The organism is Paenibacillus sp. MAHUQ-63, from assembly GCF_028765165.1.
Classification (GTDB): Bacteria; Bacillota; Bacilli; order Paenibacillales; family NBRC-103111; genus Paenibacillus_E.
This window is the reverse complement of the sequence record NZ_JARADB010000010.1, coordinates 91,384-114,435: the sequence shown is the minus strand read 5'-3', so window position 1 is coordinate 114,435 and position 23,052 is coordinate 91,384. Positions and strand designations below refer to the sequence as shown.

The window sequence follows — 23,052 nt, the reverse complement described above, 5'->3', positions numbered from 1 at the left end:
TCGACTTGCATGTATTAGGCACGCCGCCAGCGTTCGTCCTGAGCCAGGATCAAACTCTCCATAATAGTTGAACGATTGCTCGTCCTTATTGAAAGCTGAATAGCTCAATTGACTTGCTAGCGAGATTGTTAATCTCATTAATGAACGATTGCTCGTTCATGTTTACTCACTCGTTGTTCAGTTTTCAAAGATCAATGTCTTTCGTACACTGCCGCGTTTCCGAAGCAGCGAGAAGTAATATACCACACTAACTTTTAAAATGCAACTTTATTTTATCAAGTTACTTTTTTATATCTCGCAACTTCATTTTATCAAGTTACTATTTCCTGTCTTACGACCGGATTGATAATATACCATGTATATCTCTTGTTTTGCAAATGTTTTATTTTCCCAATCCCCAATCTAATTTGGTTCGTTATCATCTCGCGGCAGCCATCTCCTCATATAGCTTCAATCATTCAACATATAGAACATCCATCTCTTCTAATTGTTGACTGTTATAACCACTTAAATGATCTGATGACACCCACTCATAATGGGTTAAACCAATTCTTTGAGCTATTAGATAAGCAGGTGGGTTTTCATAGCTTAGTTTACTATCTTTAAAGTCGAAGATTTGTTCTAGATCGCCAATGGGATTTCCCTGGGCTAAAATCAAATTCTCCAAATACGGGAGATTAAACAAATCCTTTTCGATGACCAGACTTTCTCCTGCCCAGTCCGCTTTATAATCAAATACAAGCTCATCTTTCTCATAGATCTTTAATGACCACATATGGTCCTCAAGGTAAACGTAATGAATGAATAGACTCGGATTACTTTCACTTAAAACATCATTTGCGTTTCTTCCTCTATAATCAATTACAAAGGAAACCCATCCATTTTGTTCACCAAAGACATACCCGCTCATTTCTGAGTCTCGTAAAAGAGTCACTGCCTTCGTTTGATCCAAAGTCTTGAGATGATAACTTTCACTAAATTCACTCATCTAACGTTTAGCCTCCAATTGTAGTTCTCCGATCTGTCAACAATAGAACCAGCATCCGAGGCATTCGCGCTCCCCAGTCGCCGCTAAAAAACTTCGTTTGATGCGAGCGAAGTTTTCTATTATCGAGCATCTTAAGTAGAATCGTCCCTCTCCGGTCCGCCGCCCAAGCGAGCTTCTCGGACAAGGCGCGCGGCTTCGCTGCGATTCTGGACCTGCAGCTTGCCCAGAATGTTCGTCACATAGTTGGCCACTGTCTTGCCGCTAAGGTCCAGCTTATCGGCAATACTGCCGTTGCTCGCCCCGTCGGCGATCAAATACAGCACTTCCCGCTCGCGCACCGTCAGTTCGGGGAACACTTCTTCATTCGCTGCAGGACGCGCCATCGCGAAATAGTCAATCATGCGTGCGGCAATGTTCGGGCTGAAGATCACCCCTCCACCGGCGACGGCACGAATGGCCCGCATCAAATCGTCCTTCTCCGCGTCCTTAAGGACATAGCCGCGAGCCCCGGCCCGCATCGCAGTGAACACGGATGCGTCGTCCTGAAACATCGTCAGGATCAGCACGCTGACGTTCGGGTGCTTGGCGACAATATGGCGCGTCGCTTCAATGCCGCTCACGCCCGGCATGCGGATATCCATCAGGACGACGTCCGGTTGCAATTCGCCGGCCAGGCGAACGGCCTCATCCCCGCTCGCCGCCTCACCGATGACTTCCATATCCGTCATACCGGCAAATAAAGTGCCGACACCGCGCCGAAACAACGGATGGTCGTCGGCAACAAGAATACGCAGCTTATGCTTCTTCATGAGGCGACCCCCTCGTTCGTCGGTTTCACCTGAATCGCCGGTTCCTCTTCCTTGAGTGGCAGCCACGCCGATACGATTGTACCGCCTTGGGCCGGCCGTTCAATACGACAGTCTCCGCCCAGCTCGGCTGCCCTCTCACGCATCGTGACCTGGCCGAGCCCGCCCCCGCCTATCCGCAATTGCGGAGGCCGCTCCGCCGAGGCGGCGCCGACGCCATTGTCGCTGATCGTAAGCTCCATCTTCCCGTCCACCGTCCGCAGCGTGACTGCGCAGCGGGTTGCGGATGCATGCTTCGCGACGTTGACAAGAGCCTCCGTCGCAATGCGGTACGCCGCCACCTCGACGGCGGCGGGCAGCGGTGGGAGAGCTTCAGGCGCATCAAGCTCGATGCGCAGCTGCGGCGCTCCCACCGCCGACCCGCTCAGATCGGCGATGCGCTCGCGAATCGCGCCGATCAAGCCAAGCTCATCGAGCGCAGGCGGCCGCAGATCGTACACGAGCGTGCGGATGTCTGCAATCGTGCGTCGAATGTGCCCGCGCAGTTCGGCGATCATCGACTTAGCGTCGTTGGGTTCCGTATCGACGCGCATCTCGGCCGCCGCAGACGTATACAGAAGCGCGGCGAGCCGCGGCGCGAGGTCATCGTGCAGGTTGTGGCGCAGCCGCCGGCGCTCATCCTCTCGTGCTAGCACAAGCCGTTCGCGCGATTCCTGCAGATCCGCCGCAAGCTGCTGTACGGCGTACGTCGCCTGTACGCCGTGCACGATTGCACCGGCGTGGCGGCTAAGCAGCTCGAGGAACCGCCGGTCTGCTTCGGCCAAGCCGTCACGGTCGGGGTCCGCACCGGTTCGGGGCAGCGCGGGCAGATGCAGCTCGCCGACCTGTTCTCCTCGGTGCACGAGCGGCACACGCCGCACATCCTCCGGCACCTCCCCGTCTTCCGCAACCGGCCGGCCGTTGCCGTTCTCTTGAAAGAATCCGGCATTGGAGGTACCGACTCCAACCGAAATGCCTGTATAAGATAACCGCAGCGCTTCACGGACCGACCGGGCGACGGCGAATAGCGCTTCCTCCGGCTTAAGCGGCTTGGCGAGCCGCTCCCCAAGATCGGCTAACGTTGCCACGGGATCTCCTCGTTCGCCGTACATCCACCTGTCGACCGCCCGCTGCAATCGTACTCTGAGCGGATGAAACAGCACCGCCACGAGTCCCGTCGCTGCGAACGAGACGAACCATGACCCCGACGTCTGAAACAGCAGGCTTAAATAGCCAACCGTTCCGCCGTATAAGGCGATGATGCATAAGGTCAGCAAACCGTATACAACCGTCCGGTTGACAAGCGGATCGATGTTCCACAACCGATACCGCAGCAGCGCAACGAGCAGCGTCACCGGAATCACACACATCGACATCTGTACCCCTATTTCCAATACATACAACAAGTAGGGGCTTTCTACCCACGCCTGTTGGTTCAATAAATAAACGGCCGACCATCCGGCGAGACCGCCTAAGGCGATGACGAAGCCGTAAACCGCCCACTTCGTTTGGAGCCGTTCCGTCGGACTCAACTTGAGACGATACCGGTAGACGACTAGCACAATCAGCGAACAGATCCATCCGACGAACCAGGCATGAAATAATGGCGTAAACTGCTGCAAATCAGCCCATGTGCCGGGAGCGAGCATTCCCGGAATGCGAAGTGCCATGATGACGCCCAGCAGCCAACCGGTCCAGGGAGGAGAAAATTTACCGTTCGGGAATGTCCCGCAAAACAGCATGAAGCCGACCATCCCGAGAGCGCCGATCGTCTGGACGGCCAATCTCCATACTGGACCCGCTTCTTTCAATACGTCCATAACCGGAATGAACGTAGCGCCGCAAATGATAAGCGTCAAAGTGCCCAGCAGCCCGACCGCATCGCCCCGTTTATACGCAAACAACACAGCACCTGCGGCAAAGAACAGCAGCGAAAACAATACATAAAGCCAAGTATACGCAGATGCATACGCCGTTGGCGTCAAGCCATGGGCGTCAAGCCACTCCATTCCGGGGGGCGGATTATAGAAAAAACGGCATTCGCTGACAGCGCAGCGATCGCGCATTTCCCGAAAAAAAAGCGGCACTGCATATGCATAGAGTGCCGCGCAGAGCGCCGAAATGAAAGCCACAACCCAACGGGCGGTTCGGATGAAAAGCAAAAGCGACAGCCTCCACGGACCAGATTAAATTCACTTTCAATTATAGCAGCAGCTTTATTTTTTAGTAAATGCTTTCACCCTCATCCGGAGAAAATACCCGGCCGAATTTCCCGGATTCGGGAATCGCCTCCTCTGCCGTTGGGATACCTCGGGAAGGTATGATGAAGCTATCAATTGAAGGAGGTATTTGCCAAATGAACGTATCAATCAGTCCGACATATTTCCGCCTGTCCGGCATCGCCATCGTGATCGGGGGGCTGATGGGAGCGGCCGGCCAGCTCATCCATGCCGAAGACACACCGGCCTCGGTCGCCGATATCCCTAGCTTCGTTTCTTTCGCTGTCAATACGCATGTGCTGCTCGCTTGGGCGTCCACCTTGCTGCTCCTCGGTCTGCCGGCGGTCTACCTGCGGCAAGCTGCAAAGCTGCGTTGGTGGGGATGGCTTGGTTTCCCGCTGCTTTTTATCGCGCTCATGTTCGAGATTTTCCACGGCCCCGTCCAAATTTTGGCGTACCCGATTATTTTCCATGACGTGACGACATTTGAACAGCTCCAAGCCGTTTCTGATCAAATCAACAACCTGGCCATCGACCAATATCCGCTGCAACTTGCCGTACTCATTCCCATCGTTCCTTTCCTGTTTCTCGGTCTCATTCTTACTGCTGCCGGGATTTTACAGACGCGCATGCTGACGAAAGGGCCTGGTATTTTCCTAAGCGTCGTAATCGGGATCGCCGTGCTCAGCCAATTCATTCATATTCATTTGCTTGAAGTTTCCTTTTCGTATATTCACCTCGCTTTCGTTTATATCGGCGCTGCGCTTGCATTCGGCCGCAGCGAAGCAAGCTCCTCCGCCGGGCACAGCCACATTGCCTGAACGAAGTCGACCTTCCCGAATTTCCCGATAAACTTCCCGGTTTCTTAGGTAGGGATGACTCTCGTGGCAAGGAATTCCTGTTTGTTATGATCATTTCAGGGGACGAATTAACAGATGTTCAATCGAATGCAGCACTTCATAGACGATAACCAATTCAAAGGAGAGATCAATCATGTCTTTTTCAAGCAAAAACGTAATCCGGAAATCCGTTATCGGACTTCTGCTCGCCGGCTGCTTGCCGTTCGGCAGCTACGCCGCCGCGTTCGGCGAAACCTCGCCTGCCGGCGTCCAGATCAAGGAATTCAGTCTGCTCGATACGGCGTCCGACGTTGTCGGCGCGGCGGACTTCACGCCGGAGGGTAACAAGGACGGCCACTTCAAGCTGCTTCTGAACCTGGCGCAAAAGACGGTCATCAATGCGGTCGTCCTGCGTTCCACCGACGATTACGGCAAAGATAATCAGCAAGGAGTCTGGAGGACGAACCGCGCCACCACCGGCTGGCTGCTCGGCATCGTGCAGGACAAAGTCGTAACGACAGCAAGCGGCACTACTCATGAAAGTGAAATCGTCAACCCAGGCTTTCGCAAAGATGTGAAAGAACCGGTCGGCGAGTTCGAAGGTCAGCTTACGCTCGACTTGTATGCCAGCAACAACGGCACGATCAAAGAAACGCAGTATTATGTGCTGGAGATCGAGACGCCGCAGGGCACGGTCGTATCCAAACCAATCAAATACATGAAACCGATGAAATCGGATGGATCTGCTCCAACATCATCACCGGCTCCAAGTCCGACACCTGTGCCTGTGCCTGTACCTGCACCTGTACCTTCGCCGAATCCGACGCCTTCACCGACCCCGGCTCCGGTTCCGGCTCCCGTCCCTGCTCCGGAGGATGGCTCGAAGGATATTGCGATCCATGTGTTTTTCAAAGGAACCGAGCTGCATTTTGAGAACGCGCAGCCTATCGTCAAAGACGGCCGCACCCTAGTTCCGTTCCGCAAACTGTTTGAAACCCTCGGTTTTACTGTGCAATGGGTGGAACATGGAGACGTTCGGAAAGCGATCGGTACGAAGAACGGTCTCTCCATCGAATTGACGATCGATAGCAAGAATGCGAGCGTCAACGGCAGCAACGTCGCCCTTGACGTCCCTGCCCAAATCATTGACGGAAGTACTATGGTGCCTTTGCGCTTCGTGTCAGAGAACAGCGGCTATCAAGTCGACTTCTCCAGCAGCGGCAATGTTTGGAATATTAAGATCGATGGCGCCGGAGATATCCCGGATCCCGGAACGAGTCCGGCACCGACTCCTGTGCCGACTCCTGCGCCAACACCGGTTCCTACGCCGGAACCAGCACCAACGCCCACACCTGTACCCGTACCGTCCGCAGGGGATGTTGAACCGTACGTCGTGAAGGGCTACTTGCTTAACGGGCAGGGTAACCCGATACCGGATGTTATCATAAATGCAGATAACTTATTGCTGTACGACAGCAATATGCAAGCGATAACCGACGAGAACGGATTCTACCGGCTTGACTTGGCTCACGTTCCCGCTACTTGGCGCATGAGTACGAGATTCTCCCTCGAATACCATGGCAAACAGCTCGATTTATGGTTAGCAGCCGACGGCGATAAACCGTTCGCCGGAAGCACAGGGGCCATCCGCAATTTCACCTTAACGAATCTAGTAGGAAAGTTTGAAATCCATCCCGATTTCTGGTCGTTTCCCGACAACTTGCCGCAATTCGATTCGGCCGACCTGGAAGTTACGCTTACGCCTGTCGGACCGTTGTTTGACGGAAGCGCCGGCCAAACGATAACGAGACACGCTGCAGCACTCGAAACAGGCGGGCACGGACTGGATCAAATCCCGCTCGGCCGCTACAAAATGTCGGCCAGATGGATGCCGGAAGGTCACGAGCCCATGCCAATGCTGGTAAAAGTCACAGGTACCAACCAATTTGCTCCATCTGTCGAGTTTGATTTTAATAATGTTCAGGGTGGAGGCTCCACCATCTTCGTCAACGCAATTGACGTCAAGCTTGCAAGTTCGACTAATAACTAACTCAAGAAGCCTCCGCTTTCACGGCAATCGTGAAGGCGGAGGCTTCTCTCTTTATTTAAAGCCATGAAAACGGCTTAACGGAAACCCTCGTACGTTCCGAGCGTTCCATTTCTTCTGCAATGATGCGAATGCCCTCTTCAATGTCACGTTCATCTGTCCGTATGATGCTCATGCGTAACAGGTTCATTTTCGGGAAAGTTGTAAGGAACTGCGGATCGGCCGCTAGAACGTCAACACCGCGATGGTTCAACTGTTGAATCAATTCCTCTTTATTAACGTCTGAAAGGCGTAAGGCAGAAAAGAGTCCTCCGCTAGACTCAATAGAATATAAGGAATCTTCGGGCAGCAATCTCCTGGCTATGTCTTTCAATTTATTGATCCGCTGATTATATAAAGATCTCATTTGCTTAGCATGATGGTCATACATGCCGGACTGTATATAAATCTCCAGCACCCCTTGAGAAAGAACGGAAGTACTCAAATCCGCCGTATGTTTGTACAACTGAAGGATTGGGATTAATGAGTTCGGTACCGCCGCAGCAGCAAGTCTTAATCCGGGCAGCATCACTTTAGAAAAACTTCGCAGATAGATGACATGACTGGAGCCATTATAAGCTCGAATGGGATCTGCTTTGGAGTTTGTTTCTAAATCTGCAAGGTAGTCGTCCTCAACAATGTAGACGTCGTAAGCCTGAGCAAGCTCTGCCAGCCTCTGCTTCTCTTCTTGTGTGTAGGAAGTCCCTAAAGGATTATGAAACCTTGGAATGGTATAAAAAAACTTGATTAGATTGCTTTGAAAATGACGCTCTAAAGTTAACCAGTCAATGCCGTCTGGCGTTCTTTCGATGCCAATTACGGTCTGTTGCTGCGCCTTTAAGGAAGCCAGCATCCCCCAATAGGTCGGCTGCTCAACCAAAATGTTCGTCTTCCCGTTCGGAAAAGGCATTCCGGCCAAAAGATGCAGAGCTTGCTGAGCGCCTGAGAATATAAAGACCTGCTGCTCCGAAGAAAAGACTTGCTGCTGGTGGAACAGCTTCACAATTTCCTGACGAAGAGAGAGTAAGCCTTGCGGATCGGGATAAGTGAATATGGAGGCCTCAAATAATTCCATGGCTTTGTTCATACATTGTCGAAAATCCTTTTGTGCTATGGATGAGGGATCCGGTGCCGCCGATGCAAAATCGATCCGCTTTGTTTGTATCAAAGGCAGCAGCGCTTCCTGGGCTACAACAAAGTAACCGCTCTTCGGGCGCGAATAAATCAGATACTCCTTCTCGAGTTCCTGATACACGCTAATTATTGTGTTCATGCTGCAATCAAATTTCCGGCTCTGCATGCGGATAGACGGCAATCTCTGGCCAGGTGCCATAAGACCTTTGACGATGTCGGAGCGGATACTTTGCAGAATCAATTCTTTTTTATAAGTCATATCCTCACCCTTTGATCTGTATCCATACAGATGAACCTTTTCTAGATATACACATGTTTTTGTACCCATTATAATGCAGATTATCATACAAAAGTATATCTGGGGTGACGATAATGAACAAATCGACGAACGGCTGGATCAACGGATTCTTAGGTGTGCTGATCTTCAGTGGTTCTCTGCCGGCAACACGTTTGGCTGTCATGGATTTTGACCCGCTGTTCCTCACGGTATGTCGTGCCGCTATAGCCGGGGTGCTGGCTGGCGTGCTAATCCTCATCTTCGGGCAGCAACAACGCCCATTCCGAAGCGACATTCTTCCGCTGTTGTTCGTAGCACTTGGTGTGGTAGTGGGGTTCCCTCTGCTGACAGCCTTAGCGCTTCAATATGTTACAACCGCGCATGCGATCATTTACGTTGGGCTTCTGCCGCTCTCGACTGCGATTTTTGGTGTACTGCGTGGCGGCGAACGTCCGCAGCCGATTTTTTGGGTGTTATCAGCTCTAGGAAGTTGCCTTGTAGCGGGGTTCGCTTTAGCGAACGTGGCTACCTCCTCACCCATAGGGGATGGACTCATGCTGGCTTCAATTCTTGCCTGTGGTTACGGTTATGCGGAAGGAGCACGACTCTCACGGAGGTTAGGCGGTTGGCAAGTTATCTGTTGGGCGCTCCTATTCTCGCTTCCCGTCATGCTATTGCTCTCGTTTTATTACATGCCTCAATCTTGGTCTAATATAAGTGTCGCGGCAGTTCTGAGCCTTGCTTATGTTTCTCTATTCAGTATGCTTATCGGTTTCGTGTTCTGGTATCGGGGTCTTGCTCAGGGAGGCATTGCAGCAGTCGGGCAGTTGCAACTCCTACAACCATTCTTTGGTTTGTTACTCTCAGCCGTCGTTCTGCATGAGTCCGTCGGTTGGCCGATTTTCATTGTCAACATTGGGGTCGTATTGTGCGTGGCGTTTGCCAAACGTTTTTCATCGAAATAGTTTCCCTTTTAGACCTCAAACAACTGGTTAAGCATCTTTTCCTTATTATTTACAAATTCTTTCATGATCACGTAATGCTCTGTTTCCTCCAAAGAAAGGCTTTCTATACCATCTGGCTTCAGATTGTATAGAATCGAATCCGGATATGCCATAAGAATCGGGGAATGCGTTGAAATAATAAACTGGGAATTTTGTTGAACTAATTCATGTATGCGAGCAAGCATCGCCATTTGGCGCAGAGGAGATAATGCGGCTTCCGGTTCATCCAAGATATATAATCCCTTACCTCCAAAACGGTGAACAAACGTAGAGAAAAACGACTCGCCGTGTGACTGCTCATGCAAAGACTTCCCGCCATATGCTTCTTTAATCGGAGGTCCAAATGAAAATTGACTATCGAGTTCATCCATATTTGTAGCAAGATTATAATAACTTTCGGCTCTAAAAAAGAAACCATCTTTGGGCCGACGAGGACCTTTGATCAAATGGATATATTCATATAGGTTAGAATGTGTAGATCGCGTCGAAAAGGAAAAATTGATGGTACCGCCCTCAGGGTTAAACCCCCACGCTACAGCAATCGACTCCATTAAGGTCGATTTACCCATGCCATTTTCGCCAACGATATAGGTTACTTTGGGGTGGAAATCAAGCTGGTTGAGGTTCTTAATCGCCCCTAGATTGAATGGGTAGGAATTGTAAGATGGGATCCCCTTTCTATTAAGCTGAATTTGCCTTAAGTAGGAGTTAGGAGAATTCATTTGTCAGCACTCCAGTGCAATCATATTTTCTGAGAAGCTTGTTTCTTTTCTCAATCTTACCATATAGCCAATCGCTAATTGTACTACTTAACAATGGCAAAAAAAGACCCGCAGCAGCAGGCCGAGGGTCGTAAAGCAAGCACTTATTTCCACTTAATCAACTGTCCTGATCACGATCACTGTGAACGCTTCCGGCTATTCCGCATGATCCCTGGTAACCGTCGTTCATTTGCATGTCCTCAAGATTCTCACGCATTTCCGCATCCCCGGCTATATCAGCCACCAGCTTTACAGGAGGTTGCCTGAACTCCACACGCCCTTTTCTTTTGTGCTCCGTCAATTCTGCTCACCTGCCGTTAATGAAGTTGCAATCCCAAGTAGTTTGTAACCAACCAAGGAATGCTATCCAATCTTTTCGATTCCAAACTCAGAACGAAACTTGATCAGCTGAAATAATAAAGTTAACTAAACCCATCTTGTTGTTTTGTAATAGGACATGAAACTCATATCGGTTATTGACTTTATATACTTCCTCATACAGCCACCATGAATCTTCCAATGACCCTTCTTGCTTTATTATATTAAAATTTTTGAAAGTGACTTGATTGATATTGGTAAAACCACCTGAGTTATCAAGGCGTATTACGAAGGACTTGTCTTCCTGTACGGTGTTTGTAATCGTACAATCATGGAATCTGAATTTGTTAATAATTTCTTTATCCATTGTATTGGAGACTTCCCGCATATATCTTCTATAATCTTCAATTGTCGCCTTTACCGACCTTTCGTTATCCTCACAATATGTAGTTACCGCATTTATTACTGCTCGGGTTGCTTTATTTAAAGTAAAAACCCTTATATCAGCGATTTGTTTCAATATTGCTGCTGGTAAATTCCTTTGTAAATGCTCTTGATTATAGTTGAAACTTTCATGAAATTGTTCGATACTCTTAGCTCTATTAAAGGGCTCATATCCATGATTATTATTTATAAATGCTGCTTCGTCGTTTTCTATTATAGAAGAAATTTCTTCTTGTAAATGAAGCCAACTATTTAACTCTGTGTTATAAAGTTGTTGAAAATACGGTTCTGAAAATGTTTCAGCGTGCTTTTCTTCCTCTAAGCCTAGATGGAAACTTGTTTTTTGACACAACTCATACCATTCTTTCGTAAAATATTTCATTGTATGTCGCCTCTCCGTTATTCAATTGTAACAAGATGATTCCGCATTCTTCCTCTCGCTGATTCTTTGTAATAATAATGGTGTGCTCATGCTGCGCCACAAAGCTATATGCAGGGCTTTCCCAATCCCGTGGCTGCGCAGATTCTTAATCCAAAGACTGCAACAGCCCACGAATAAGGCCGCGCAGCGAAGACGCGGTTCCAACATCTATAACATCCCCATCAGAACCTAGCTTCTTACTGGCAAATGGAACGGCAAGCGTTGCTTCCTCCGGAATCATCGCGCTCATCATCTTAAGAGTCAGTATCAAAGATGCCAGCGCCGTAGCGCCACCCTCCGGATGCGGTGATGCACTGATAACCGCGGTCGGCTTATTCATGAACTCGCCAGAGGATACAATCCAATCCAGTGCGTTCTTGAGCGAGCCTGGCACTCCACGCGCATATTCCGGCGTACAGATGACGATTGCATCCGCTGATCGCAGTTGTTCCCGCCATTCGGCCACCGCCTTATGCGGTCCGGATCCTTCAACGTCGAAGTCAGGGTTGAAATGTGGCAAATTCCCCAGCTCATCGTAAACACGATAAACTACACCTGGGGGCATCATTTTCTCCATAGCTGAGAGCAGGCGAGAATTGGTCGATTCCTTGCGAAGACTTCCGGATATACCTAACACGACAAGCTGTTGTTTTGTCATTCCGTTCACCGACTTTTCTTTTGATACCGCAAGTATAAACCATATCGTCAATGTTATAGTCAACAAGAATATCCTAGATGCATACCGCGGTAATGCTGCCTAGCCCTTATTCATTCATAGTTATCCTTATAATTCCTATTCATGACTCACTTCTTCTTCCGCAAGGGTGCAAAGAAAGCTTCCTCGACCTTACCAGCGGATAGCGGCTTGCTGTAGTAATAACCTTGAATCTTATTGCACTCATTATCCATTAGGATATCTAGCTGCTCTTTCGTTTCGATGCCTTCGGCGATAACATCCAAGTTTAGATTTTGCGCCATTGCGATGATTGTAGCCACAATGGCTTTATCATTCTGGCTTACCGCGATGTCACGGATGAAAGACCGATCAATTTTCAGTTTATGAATGGGCAATAGCTTCAAATAACTCAGTGAGCTATAGCCTGTTCCGAAGTCATCAAGACTAATACGGACCCCCATTGCAGTCAACTCGTTCAAAATGCTTCTTGAAATTGAGGCATCCATCATCATGCTCTCCGTAATCTCAAGCTCCAAATACTGAGGCTCCAGATTTACTTCCTCCAAAATCCCCTTGATATACGCTGCCAAATTGGTTTGGTGAAATTGTTGCGACGATAAATTAACCGAAACCGGTATCAACGGTCCGCCCGCTCGATGCCATTCCTTCATTTGCTTGCAGGCTTCTCGCAGCACCCATGTACCAATCTCATAGATCATCCCGGTTTCTTCCGCAATCGGAATGAAAATACCTGGAGAAATCATCCCCTTGATCGGATGATGCCAACGAACCAGCGCCTCAACTCCGATCATTTGACCGTCTACAGCTCGAATTTGCGGTTGATAATGAAGTGAGAGCTGTTTGCAAGCGATAGCTTTCCTCAAATCTGTTTCAAGTACAATCTTCTCTTGCAGCTGTGCATTTAAATCGCTGGTGTAGAACTGATAACCATTCTTCCCGTTTTTCTTCACTTCGTACATGGCAGTGTCTGCATTTTTAAGCAGCTGCACTGCATCTGTTCCGTCCGCAGGGTATACAGCAATTCCTATACTGGCTGTGACATAGAATTCATTATCCTTCAAGCGATAGGGAGTAGCAATCGCTTGAATAATGCGCTCGGCCAATTTGGTTACTCCATGATTGTCGTAACTGCTATCGCACAATAACGTAAATTCATCTCCGCCCATACGTGCGAGTAACACATTCGTTTTATCCATGCACTGTAGAATTCTCTCGCACACTTCCCGCAGGAATAGGTCGCCATACGTATGTCCGAGAGAATCATTAATTAATTTAAAACGATCTAGATCCAGTACCATAACCGCGAACTTCTCGTATTTATTTTCAATTAACTTGGAAATTTTTTCATTGAACATCCGCCTGTTTGGCATACCTGTTAGTTCATCATGATACGCCAAGTATTTAATTTTTTCTTTGCTCCTCTTTTCTTCGGTAATATCCTTGGCAATGATGTAGGTTCCCACAACTTGACCATCCAGAATAACCGGTGCATTCACGATACTAAGTTCAATCCTTCGCCCGTCTTGGCGGATGATTGCGGTTTGGAAATTTTGCATTTCACCCTCACTGGACTTTCGGAACATCTCCATCGTGTGCTCCTGCTCTTCTTGTACAATAAATGGCAGTAGTTTGTGAATCGTCTTGTTCCGAAACCAATCGGCTTTTACGCCTGTAAGTTCCTCTGTAGCAGAGTTGAAAGCAAGTATGCGATAATCCCTATTAATAGAAATAATGCCATCATGATTATTCTCAAATAAGGATCTGAACCATTTCTCATTCACCTCAATCTCAGAGTCTTTACTAGAGAAGCGGTTAGATATAAAAATGCCGAATAAAGACAAAGCTAGCGTAAACAGCGTTCCTCCCGCAATGACATATGCTAATAGTTTCTGGTCCAAAAGCATGCCGTTTGCAACAGTAAAGGCATCATCCATATGGAATTCAGCTGCATACATGCCCGTATAGTGCATCCCTACCACAGCTACTCCCATAATTAGGCCGCTTCCGAGTTTTTTCCACGATCTGCTAGGCCCATCCCCCTTGCGGAAGTAAAAAGCCAACCATAACGCTGTAATGGAGGCAACGACAGCAATGACTATCGATAATATAAAATAGCCTGGTTTATATGTAATTCCAATCTCCATAGCTGCCATACCAATATAGTGCATCGCCACGATCCCAGTGGCCAGCAGCAAGCCTCCCGTCAATAGTAGGTGCAGTGTCAATCGGCTACGTCCTACAACCCATAATGCCAGGAAAGAAGCTGCAATAACGACAACAAAAGAAAGGAAAATTGTTCTTACATTATAAGTAATCTCAACATTGAGGGAGAATGCAAGCATTCCGACAAAATGCATCGACCAAACGCCAAGACCCATCGCAATCGCTCCAAATAAAAGCCACGACCACCGATGCCGTCCCTTAGAACTGATGATTCTCCTTACAAGATCAAGAACCGTATAAGATGCAACTACCGCAACCATGTAGGAAAAAGCAACTAAAACCATATCGTAGGAGCCATGTAAGTGATTCATCATACGACCTCATTCTTTCATACGATAGTTTCGAATTTAATTAAAATGACTTTCAGTGAAGAAGCAGACGACTTTATTTCCATAAAGAAAAAGAACAGGAGCCCCGAAGGGCCCCTGCTTGTCCAGCTTCTTCTACCAGAGTGATTCAGGAATTAGCTTGCTTAATGTTTCCGATCCATCATCATTGCGCTTATACTCATGCGTATTCGCGCTTTCCTCTACCTGTTCGAAGCCCCAATAGGACGGCGACACGTCTGGGAAGGACTGACTCGCATTTTTAAGAGGTCCGCGGTGCAGCAGTCGATTGATCATCGTCACCGCTTCCGCACGAATCATGGCTTGCCCCGGTTGGAAAGAACCGTCAGGGTAGCCGTTAATAATATGATAACGGTAAATCTCTTCGATTTCATTCTTCGCCCAATGCGTTGCGATATCATTGAAATGAAGATTTCCAGAAGCATCTGAGCTTAGTTTCAGGAACCGAGCAATAACAGCCGACAGCTCGGCACGCGTGATGGCGTTATCCGGGCGGAAGGAACGATCCTCGTACCCGCCGAATAAACCGGCCCTCGTCGCGGCCTCGATATACTCGCTGCCCCAATAAGCGGCAGGCACATCCGGGTAAAGCACTTCCCCTTTGACTGTGCTGCGCAAATCCATGATTCTCGCGAAAATCGCTGCCACTTCGGCACGCGTAATATTGCGAAGCGGTTTGAATTCCAGATCAGGGTATCCCATGATATATCTCATATGTCGGCCATTCTCGTAGCGATTCGAGAATAACATCACTTGAAGCTTGGAACTATCGTCCTCCAGATGAGCTAATGTTGTCTGGCTCGTAATAGTCGCTTCATTAGTCACGTATTGCTCCGCTTTAGGCAGAACATTCGGTAGAACCTTCACTTTATAAGTCAAAGTCCCTTTTCCATTCGCAGCCAAATCGCCAATCGTCCAAGTTATGGTACTTCCGTTCACAGAACCGCCCGCCGCGTCAGCGATAGCTGTGTAGGCCGGGACTTGGGCAGTTACGGCCGTTCCCTGCGCCAACGTGCCTGTTTTGTTGCTGTACTCAATTGTGAACGTCAGTTCTTGACCTTCTCCATAGTTCGCTTTATCCGAGAATAAATGGACGGATAAATCCGTTTGCCCCGGCAGAACGATGGTATTGCCGTTGCCGATACTGCCGCCGCCGCCGCTGTCGGATGACTCCGGCTGCATCTGCAGGTCGTGTTTAACAATCGCGAATTCTACGGAAATCGTCGGGCTGACATACGTCACATACCCCGGTTTGGTGACTCGCAGGTAATAGTCGGAAGTCGGGAAGACCATGTAGGCATAGTCACCGGCAGCGTCTGTGTTCTGCGGATTTTTATTATCGTTCGGTGCGAACCCTGCTTGAATAGGAAGTGGTACCAACGTATGCTTCACTTTCCCGTTGCCTTCATTCCTTGGCGTATCCGCGTAATACAGCTCAACATGGGCACCCTCGATCACAGCGCCCGTAACGGCATCGGTTACTTTCCCATAGGGATCGATCAGCTCTAGTGCGATATTCAGTTCGCCGTCACGGCTGATTTGCAGCTTCGACAGCTCCCCTTGCGCATCTTCATTCAGAACAATGAACACACCCGGTTCGACTTCATAGCTGATCTCCACTTGGTATTCCCCTTGCGTCAGGCCGTTCACGCTGAATGTCCCATTCGATTGAAGCGGAGTACTCGCCACTTCATGATTCGAGCTGTCCAGCAGCCGCACCTTCATTTTATTCGTCATCTCCGCCGGGAATATGCCTACACTGCGGTTATCGTTACCCACTGCAATGAGACCGCTGGCCCCTTTGCTAGGTTTAAATTCTTCATATCCTGTTCCGGAAACCACACCTGCTGTTATCGTTTGCGTATAGGTGATAAGCTCCGTGTGCCCGCCGATTTGGACAGGCTTCGTAATTTGCATTTGATAATCGGCGCCTCCGCGCGGGATCGCGATCTTGTAATACCCTTGGTACGTATCCTTCGTAACCGTATAAGCTTCACCGGTAAAGTCGATGTCCGGATTCGCGTCGAAGTTAGCTGTAATGACGACGTGAGCTCCATTAACAGGCGTTACGACGCCGTCAATCATTTCGGTGACGACCCCTACAATACTTGCCGGTTCGAAGGTCATCATAATTTGCGCTTTGGCATGCAGATCGCGCGGGCTATCATCGGCGGTCGCTTGAATGGGGAACCGCTCAGAGATGATGCCCTCGATGACAGCAGACTTGAACGTTACTTTCGCTTCGCCTTTGTCATTCGTAACGGCCGATGAGCCTCCAACGAAGGTTCCTACTGGAGCACTGAAGTTAACCGGCACATTCGCAAGCGGATGACCCGCTTGATCCAGTACGACAGCCGTTAACATGGAAGTGGATTGCCCGTCGCCGACGATGGAGCTAGGGTCAGCCGTAAGAATCAGGCGATATTGACTAAGCTCGGCATCTACGATGACCTGGTTGCTGGCAACCGTGCTTGGAATCGCATAGAACGTCTTGCTCGCTTCCGCATAATTCTGGGCTGCTACCACAATGCTGTAACGTGCTGCCGGACGTTGGCCGAAATGATAGCCTCCGTTTGCATCCGTCGTTGCTTTCGCAACTTCTTGATAATTAGCATCATCGTTGAATAAAGTGACCGCAGCGCCAACAATAGGTTGGTGGTCGCCTGCATCGGTGATGGTCCCAAGAATTTCTATTGCATTCTTTACCGTAAAGCCATTATTGCCGCCGAAGACGCCCGTTGGCACATCCGTCTGTATATCTTGACCTCCGGTTGTTGAATCATAACCTTTGAATGTTAAAGTGAATGAAGCTGAAGGCTGATCGCCCAAAATATCATCCGGTAACCGCGTAAGCACGTTCTTCCATTCTTTGTGTCCATCAGCGATAAAAGTATCCGGATTCACCAGCACAAACGGAATGCTTACGGCGTTTGTGCCAAATACATAGGCAGCTTCCACTCGCTGCACATCATTAGAACTGATAGCCGACAGCTTTAGAGGATCTCCCGGTGAGAGCACCGGTTCTGCCCACGGCGAGCGCGGCTGGCTGCCCGACCATCCGTCAAGCGGATCACCGACAACATAAAGCTTGTCCTGAATACTTTCTTCTTTCCCACTCTGGACTGCAGATGCTTTCAAGCCAATCAGATGCGGTTGATCGTTGTCATAAGGCGTTCCTTCCGGAACATGGACGACTAGCTGCAGCGCCTGCTGCTGCCCGGCATTCAGATCGAAGCCTGGAACACCGCCTTGATTAACATCCGAAGAGAGGAACGTCCATTTCCACTGGCCTTGGTCAAGCGCCCACGTAGCGATTATTTGGCCGTTAACAACAACATCCGTGGCGAATGGTGTTTGTAAGGAAAGCTTGAAGAGATCTACGCCCGCCCCCGTATTTGTAATCGTATGCGGGAAAATAGCGGTTTGCCCGGCCTTCACGCGTTGGTCCGGAGCCGTATTCAGCGTGTGCTGCCCTAGTACAACGGCATTGATCAAGTTCGAGCTCAGCTCGTTATACTTCTTCCCGCCCTTCTCAGGGAGCGAGTAATACTCGTTCAGTGTGTATTTAACGCCATACACCGAGCTAACCACTGTAGCTTGATTCGCTTGTACTTTGAATTGTAATTCACTAGAATTGCCAGGCTGAATCACCGGACTTTCCCATGTCAAATCGTAAGTCGTTCCGCTTACCGTAGCCCCAGGAGCTGCCCAGGTGATGTGAATACCCTCTGGAAGCTGGATCGTCGTAAACGGATTAAATGCCGGGCTTTGCCCGTTATTCGTCAGCTTCATCGTGAAGAGAAGCTCTTCGCCGGCGGTGTCCAGCGGAATCGATCCGTCCGGACGGGCAGCCTTGCCATTGCTCAGCAGCAGGGAAATGTCAGGCTGTACGACATTCACGGATAACAGGCCTGCAGAAATCGATCGAGACGTGCCGGCGGTTTCCGCTGTTTGATAGTCAAGCTTAGGTGTGAACTGCGCAATGTAGCTGCCGGTCGGACCATCTGTTCTCAACCTGGTAACAACTTGATACTGCGCAGATGGCTCTGTGGGGCCGACATCCCCCGTAATATGGCCGAGCGGGTACGAATCTCCGACCTTCGGAATGTCGGTGACCGTGCCGGCACTGACCTTGCCTACCGAAACGATTTCCTGCTGAACGAGCCCAGTAATCGAATCAAGACCAACATGGTACACCGTCGTGTTGAGCGGTGCGTCCAGATTCAGGATGTAAGTTACTTCATCCCCAGGCCGTACCGTTGTTGTGCTGCTGTTCGTCGATTCCTTGATTGCCGCAGATAACGTCAATACATCCACGGAGAGAATCTGCGGCGCGGACACGACAGCGTCGTAGGTGGCAACCGGTTCGCCCTCCCGGGACTTATAACCGGTGACTTTACCATTGATCGTAATCCCCGTTGTTCCCGGCGCAACCTCCGGCTTAGTAGTTACGGTGAAAGTTACTTTCTTCGTGCCGCTTACGGCAAGATCAGGGAGCGAGGACCATGTAAGTTTGTCTCCATCGCTTAGCGAGCCGTTGTCCGAGATCGAGCCCGGCTTCACATGAAGCTCGCCCGGCAGCTTAACTTCTACCGATGGCTTGTACGCAGTCGCGTTGCCGGTGTTTTTCAGTTCAAACTCGACTTTAATTTCAGTATTTGTCTTAGAAAACTTCGAATCGGCAATCGCTACCGGCTCTATGGTCAGCTTCGGCTGCATAATCGCAATGCTTGTTACCTCAGCATCCGTTTGCGCCGGTTGGGAACCGCTTTGCTTGTTCCACTTGGCAACAGCCGATGTTAGATACGGGATAACTTCCCCAGAGGCGAAAATTCCTGCTTTCGCTCGCACCTGGAACGTGTATGTGAACACTTTCTCTCCCATGGATGCATCGGTTTCCGCATCGCTCAAAGCCTTGGAGAGCTTGTTTCCCGCAACGGTAAAGTTGTCGGGGTTGCCCGTTAATGTAAAGTTGCTTCCAAGAGAGTCAACTATATCCTCGACAACTACGTTATAGGCTCTTGTCCCTTCCGGAACCGTCACAACGACTTTATAGTCGACCGTATCCCCGGGTCGGATTGACGCCATATCTCCGCTCGATGTCGCTGTGATTACATTCGTAATCGTGACTCGCGGAACCTCTACCGCAGCGGCTCCTGTTACAAAGTCATATTTGAAGCCACCCGCTGCGAGACTGTCGTAGTCTCCTGTGGAAGCTTGTATCGTTTGTGTAGAGCCGGAACCTTTGACGTTGTCCAGTTGGACTGTAAACGCGTATGATTTCTCGGCATCCGCAGCAAGCGTAGTCACTTGCGGGAACGACATTGTAACGCCGGCAGGCGTGCCATCACCGGTTACGAAACTAAAACCGTCAGGCAGCGTCACCGTTGGAATGAAGTTATAGGCCGGATTCAATCCCTTGTTCTTCACTTTCACCATGTAGCCCTGGGTATCGCCCTTTTTCATAGAGGTTGAATTCGGATCCAAGGTGATTTCCAATTGTGGGGCTTTAATCGTTACCGTAGGCTTTTGTGCATTTTGGACGGACAAGCTTTTGGCCGTACCTAAAGGTTCCGTCTTCCATTTAAAGGTGGCACCGGAGGTATCGTTCTCCGACGTACCGGCATTAATTTTCTTGACGAGAGTTTTGACATAGTACGTGTACGTCCAGCCTGGTGTCTCATCCACTACGACAGGTTTAATGATTCCGGCTATTGCCGTATCGACAACAGGCGACCCTGTCCCTGTATCTGTCGAGGCATTATAACTTGTATATGTCGTGTCGTAGGTTTCATTACTTGGGACTTCAATCTCAAGCGAAGGCGTATAGGCCACGTTATTGGCAGGGACTTTCACTTCTACCTTGTACACAACCCAATCGCCCGGCTTCAGTGCGGTTGCCGTACCGGAGGTGTCCTCAACCGTCTTCGTAATCGTCGGTGCGGCCGCCGTCAGCTTGGTCGTCGTCGTTTCTTGTCCGTTGTACGGGCGGTTGATTACGCCTTCCGACGTATCATTTTGGCCATAGTAGGTCCATGTAGCATCTTTCAGCACAATCTCTCTGCTCGCGCCAATGGGATCGATCAACGCTGCCGTGTATGTCAGAGTCTTGGTCTCTCCTGGATCCATAAGAGGAATTTCATCGAACTTGATCGATGTACCTGTCTGCTCATAGCCTGGACTTACCGGCAAGTTCTGCAAGCCATCCGCCAATTTATCCGTCAACTCAACATGATAAGCTGGGGTTGATCCGTTATTTGTTAATTTAATGGTAATCTTAACAATCTCGCTCCCATGAAGGTTAGTTGTTTTATCCACCGTGCGCACCATTGTCACAGCAGGTTCCACATACGTTAGTTCAACTTCTGTACGCTTGCTTTCAACGATGCCTTCCGAGTTCTCAAAGGTAAGGACGACCAAATTTTTGGCCCCTTTGTCCTTGACGACGTGACTGGTATCATCCAGAATCCGCACCTTCAACTCCGCCGCAAGTAAGCCGACCTGATTCTCATCTATATCCGTATTCCCAAAATCCCATATCAGGGCTTGCATATCTGCTTCGTAGGTAGGTGTGATTGAGCCGATTCTATAGTCGGTAAGGGACCCTACATACGATGTGCCTAGAGGCAGATAGTCATAAAGCTTTACCTTATGCTGTTTCGCCGGTAGTCCGATGGCATCGTATGCCACTTCGAAGCTGGCCGTGTCACCTACGGTTACCGCTTGCTTCAGGGGATTAACCGCTTGTCCTCTCACCAATGTCCCATCGTTAACTTTAACAATCTTCTCATTGATTGCTGGTGTTGCTACATGAATCTCCGTTGAATCGGAATCAGTCACCGTTCCGGATGAATCGGACAGCCCGCTTACCTCTGCCGTATTAACCAGAATGTCTGCCGCCACGACGTTGTTTCCGCCCGGCTTCGCAGCCTTCCAGGTTGCGCGAACATTTGTTTCATAGGTAATCGTAAACTCACGATTCGTCGTACTCGCGTAAGTCATGTTCCCGAGCGTCCACGTTAATCCCGTTGTGCCGTCTTCCTCGTCTGTCTTGAAGAAGTCGGGGGATACCGCCGCGCCGGACGCATCCATGACCGCAATCGAACCGTTGACGAAATCCTGGCCGTCACCTAATGTATCTTTCACTGTGACTCCTGTCACTGGCACATACTCATTTACTTTCACATGCAGCGTATATACGAGCCTGTCATTGTACCCCGCATCGCTTCCCGCCGAGGAGCCCGCCTTCTTCTCTACACTTTTATAAATAACGATATCTCTTGCGGTAATCCTATGGGCTATAGATCCCATAAAAGTTTGGCCATCTACTACAGCCGTATAGGCAAACGTATCGTCTTTCTGCGTACCATGCGTCATGATCTGATTGCCTGCATCCGTATTCAGAAAAGCAGCCTGGTAACTAAACGTTTTCTTACCCTTCCCATTCTCGCCTGCCACTGTTAGTGTCGGAAGCGTCCAGTTAACGGTACGCACGCCGCTGGCGACCGATTGAGCCGGGGTTCCGGTCTGACCTGCAAAACCATAAAGTTCAACCGCTGCATCCGTCGTCTCTCGGAAAACCGTGAATGTTGTAGACGAACGTGCATTGTTAATCATCTCGATCGTATAAGGGAGTTCTCCCCATTCCGAGCCCCCTGCGCCAGGTGGCGAATCATCCGGACCGGCCCCTTTCACATTCTTCACATCGTCGACGATACGAATGGAGAATGGGGTGACCTTGATCGATTTGCTCCAAGTCTTGGTAGGTTGTGTGTTGTCATCGTACAGCTTCCGTGGATCACTACTGGCATATAGCCGAACTGTAGGCGTCAGCAAAGCCCCGAACGGAACAAGACCCCCGCCATTCGCTTTCCTGTAATTATTGGAAGCTTTAATTTTCACAGGGAAATCGAAGCTTTCTCCCGCAGCTATATCCTTAATATCTTTCCAAAAGGCGGTAATGGTTCCCGTAGTACTATCCGCAACCATCGTACTAGGACTCATATCCGATGCCAATTCGAGACCATCCGGCAGCACGACTTCAACGCCAACGTTGAAGGCCATCGCTTCAGAATCCTTATTATGGGTATGAATCAGGATATCTGTATCTCTCCCTAATACCGCTTCCGTTAACTCCTTCTTTTCCAGCCCATCCGGGTCGCCAGGGTCCGCATCATACCCCGTAACACGAAGCTCATCGAGCTTGCTTCCGTCAAATGCATGAGCTGCCGTGGCAGCCTGCACTGTGCCAAACATGCCGCTGAATAGCTGTATGACCAGCATGAGCGACATGAGAATGGCTATTTTCCTCCGATAATGCTGCATGTCTTACCTCCACAATCATTGTTGCAACCAATGCAATCCGCTTCATCTCCCGAAGTGAAAATATGCCATATATAAATAACTTGATGTCTTGACTTTATCTGTACGAATATGGGTATGGGTTGCC

The 23,052-nt window shown here is 49.5% G+C and carries 12 protein-coding genes and 1 rRNA gene; 3 read left to right on the top strand and 10 right to left on the bottom strand.

Features of this window, described 5'->3' with window-relative positions; translation table 11 throughout:
* The 4 genes from PUT07_RS32350 to PUT07_RS32335 all read right to left on the bottom strand — a co-directional run.
* A 16S ribosomal RNA gene (locus PUT07_RS32350) occupies positions 1–65 on the bottom strand; the annotation flags it as partial.
* A gap of 389 nt (positions 66–454) precedes the next feature.
* The gene (locus PUT07_RS32345; RefSeq protein WP_274472911.1) at positions 455–988 is read right to left on the bottom strand and encodes a hypothetical protein; all 534 of its coding nucleotides are present in this window, start codon (positions 986–988) and stop codon (positions 455–457) included.
* Positions 989–1,119: 131 nt separating this feature from the next.
* On the bottom strand, positions 1,120–1,797 hold the full coding sequence (locus PUT07_RS32340; RefSeq protein WP_274472910.1) for a response regulator transcription factor: 678 nt from the start codon (positions 1,795–1,797) through the stop codon (positions 1,120–1,122).
* Complete coding sequence (locus PUT07_RS32335; protein ID WP_274472909.1) at positions 1,794–3,995, bottom strand: sensor histidine kinase; 2,202 nt, start codon at positions 3,993–3,995, stop codon at positions 1,794–1,796. The genes PUT07_RS32340 and PUT07_RS32335 overlap by 4 nt, the downstream gene beginning before the upstream one ends.
* A 194-nt stretch (positions 3,996–4,189) precedes the next feature.
* Here PUT07_RS32335 and PUT07_RS32330 point away from each other — a divergent pair, with 194 nt between their 5' ends.
* Both PUT07_RS32330 and PUT07_RS32325 read left to right on the top strand, forming a co-directional pair.
* A complete protein-coding gene (locus PUT07_RS32330; RefSeq protein ID WP_274472908.1) occupies positions 4,190–4,873 on the top strand; it encodes a hypothetical protein in 684 nt (227 codons plus the stop codon).
* A 172-nt stretch (positions 4,874–5,045) separates the two neighbouring features.
* Complete coding sequence (locus PUT07_RS32325; protein ID WP_274472907.1) at positions 5,046–6,941, top strand: copper amine oxidase N-terminal domain-containing protein; 1,896 nt, start codon at positions 5,046–5,048, stop codon at positions 6,939–6,941.
* Between the two features lie 55 nt (positions 6,942–6,996).
* Here PUT07_RS32325 and PUT07_RS32320 read toward each other — a convergent pair whose 3' ends face one another.
* Positions 6,997–8,370 (bottom strand): aminotransferase-like domain-containing protein, encoded by a 1,374-nt coding sequence (locus PUT07_RS32320; RefSeq protein ID WP_274472906.1) that lies wholly within the window; start codon positions 8,368–8,370, stop codon positions 6,997–6,999.
* Between the two features lie 113 nt (positions 8,371–8,483).
* Here PUT07_RS32320 and PUT07_RS32315 point away from each other — a divergent pair, with 113 nt between their 5' ends.
* Positions 8,484–9,353 carry a DMT family transporter gene (locus PUT07_RS32315; protein WP_274472905.1) on the top strand — a complete coding sequence of 290 codons (870 nt, stop codon included), beginning with the start codon at positions 8,484–8,486 and terminating at the stop codon, positions 9,351–9,353.
* 8 nt (positions 9,354–9,361) lie between these two features.
* Here the strand turns inward: PUT07_RS32315 and PUT07_RS32310 are convergent, their stop codons facing one another.
* From PUT07_RS32310 to PUT07_RS32290, 5 genes are all read right to left on the bottom strand, one after another.
* A complete protein-coding gene (locus PUT07_RS32310; protein WP_274472904.1) occupies positions 9,362–10,114 on the bottom strand; it encodes an AAA family ATPase in 753 nt (250 codons plus the stop codon).
* Positions 10,115–10,541: 427 nt separating this feature from the next.
* Entirely contained in the window at positions 10,542–11,297 is a 756-nt protein-coding gene (locus tag PUT07_RS32305; RefSeq protein WP_274472903.1) for a DUF4085 family protein, read from the bottom strand.
* A gap of 145 nt (positions 11,298–11,442) precedes the next feature.
* The gene (locus tag PUT07_RS32300) at positions 11,443–11,994 is read right to left on the bottom strand and encodes an NADPH-dependent FMN reductase (protein ID WP_274472902.1); all 552 of its coding nucleotides are present in this window, start codon (positions 11,992–11,994) and stop codon (positions 11,443–11,445) included.
* A gap of 146 nt (positions 11,995–12,140) precedes the next feature.
* Entirely contained in the window at positions 12,141–14,570 is a 2,430-nt protein-coding gene (locus PUT07_RS32295) for a bifunctional diguanylate cyclase/phosphodiesterase (RefSeq protein WP_274472901.1), read from the bottom strand.
* 129 nt (positions 14,571–14,699) lie between these two features.
* The gene (locus PUT07_RS32290; RefSeq protein WP_274472899.1) at positions 14,700–22,928 is read right to left on the bottom strand and encodes an S-layer homology domain-containing protein; all 8,229 of its coding nucleotides are present in this window, start codon (positions 22,926–22,928) and stop codon (positions 14,700–14,702) included.
* Positions 22,929–23,052 lie beyond the last annotated feature (124 nt).

Coding starts and splice junctions, on each gene's coding strand:
- PUT07_RS32300 (WP_274472902.1), bottom strand. CDS start 11,994: ATGACAAAACAACAGCTTGTCGTGTTAGGTATATCCGGAAGTCTTCGC.
- PUT07_RS32305 (WP_274472903.1), bottom strand. CDS start 11,297: ATGAAATATTTTACGAAAGAATGGTATGAGTTGTGTCAAAAAACAAGT.
- PUT07_RS32325 (WP_274472907.1), top strand. CDS start 5,046: ATGTCTTTTTCAAGCAAAAACGTAATCCGGAAATCCGTTATCGGACTT.
- PUT07_RS32290 (WP_274472899.1), bottom strand. CDS start 22,928: ATGCAGCATTATCGGAGGAAAATAGCCATTCTCATGTCGCTCATGCTG.
- PUT07_RS32315 (WP_274472905.1), top strand. CDS start 8,484: ATGAACAAATCGACGAACGGCTGGATCAACGGATTCTTAGGTGTGCTG.
- PUT07_RS32330 (WP_274472908.1), top strand. CDS start 4,190: ATGAACGTATCAATCAGTCCGACATATTTCCGCCTGTCCGGCATCGCC.
- PUT07_RS32345 (WP_274472911.1), bottom strand. CDS start 988: ATGAGTGAATTTAGTGAAAGTTATCATCTCAAGACTTTGGATCAAACG.
- PUT07_RS32310 (WP_274472904.1), bottom strand. CDS start 10,114: ATGAATTCTCCTAACTCCTACTTAAGGCAAATTCAGCTTAATAGAAAG.
- PUT07_RS32295 (WP_274472901.1), bottom strand. CDS start 14,570: ATGATGAATCACTTACATGGCTCCTACGATATGGTTTTAGTTGCTTTT.
- PUT07_RS32340 (WP_274472910.1), bottom strand. CDS start 1,797: ATGAAGAAGCATAAGCTGCGTATTCTTGTTGCCGACGACCATCCGTTG.
- PUT07_RS32320 (WP_274472906.1), bottom strand. CDS start 8,370: ATGACTTATAAAAAAGAATTGATTCTGCAAAGTATCCGCTCCGACATC.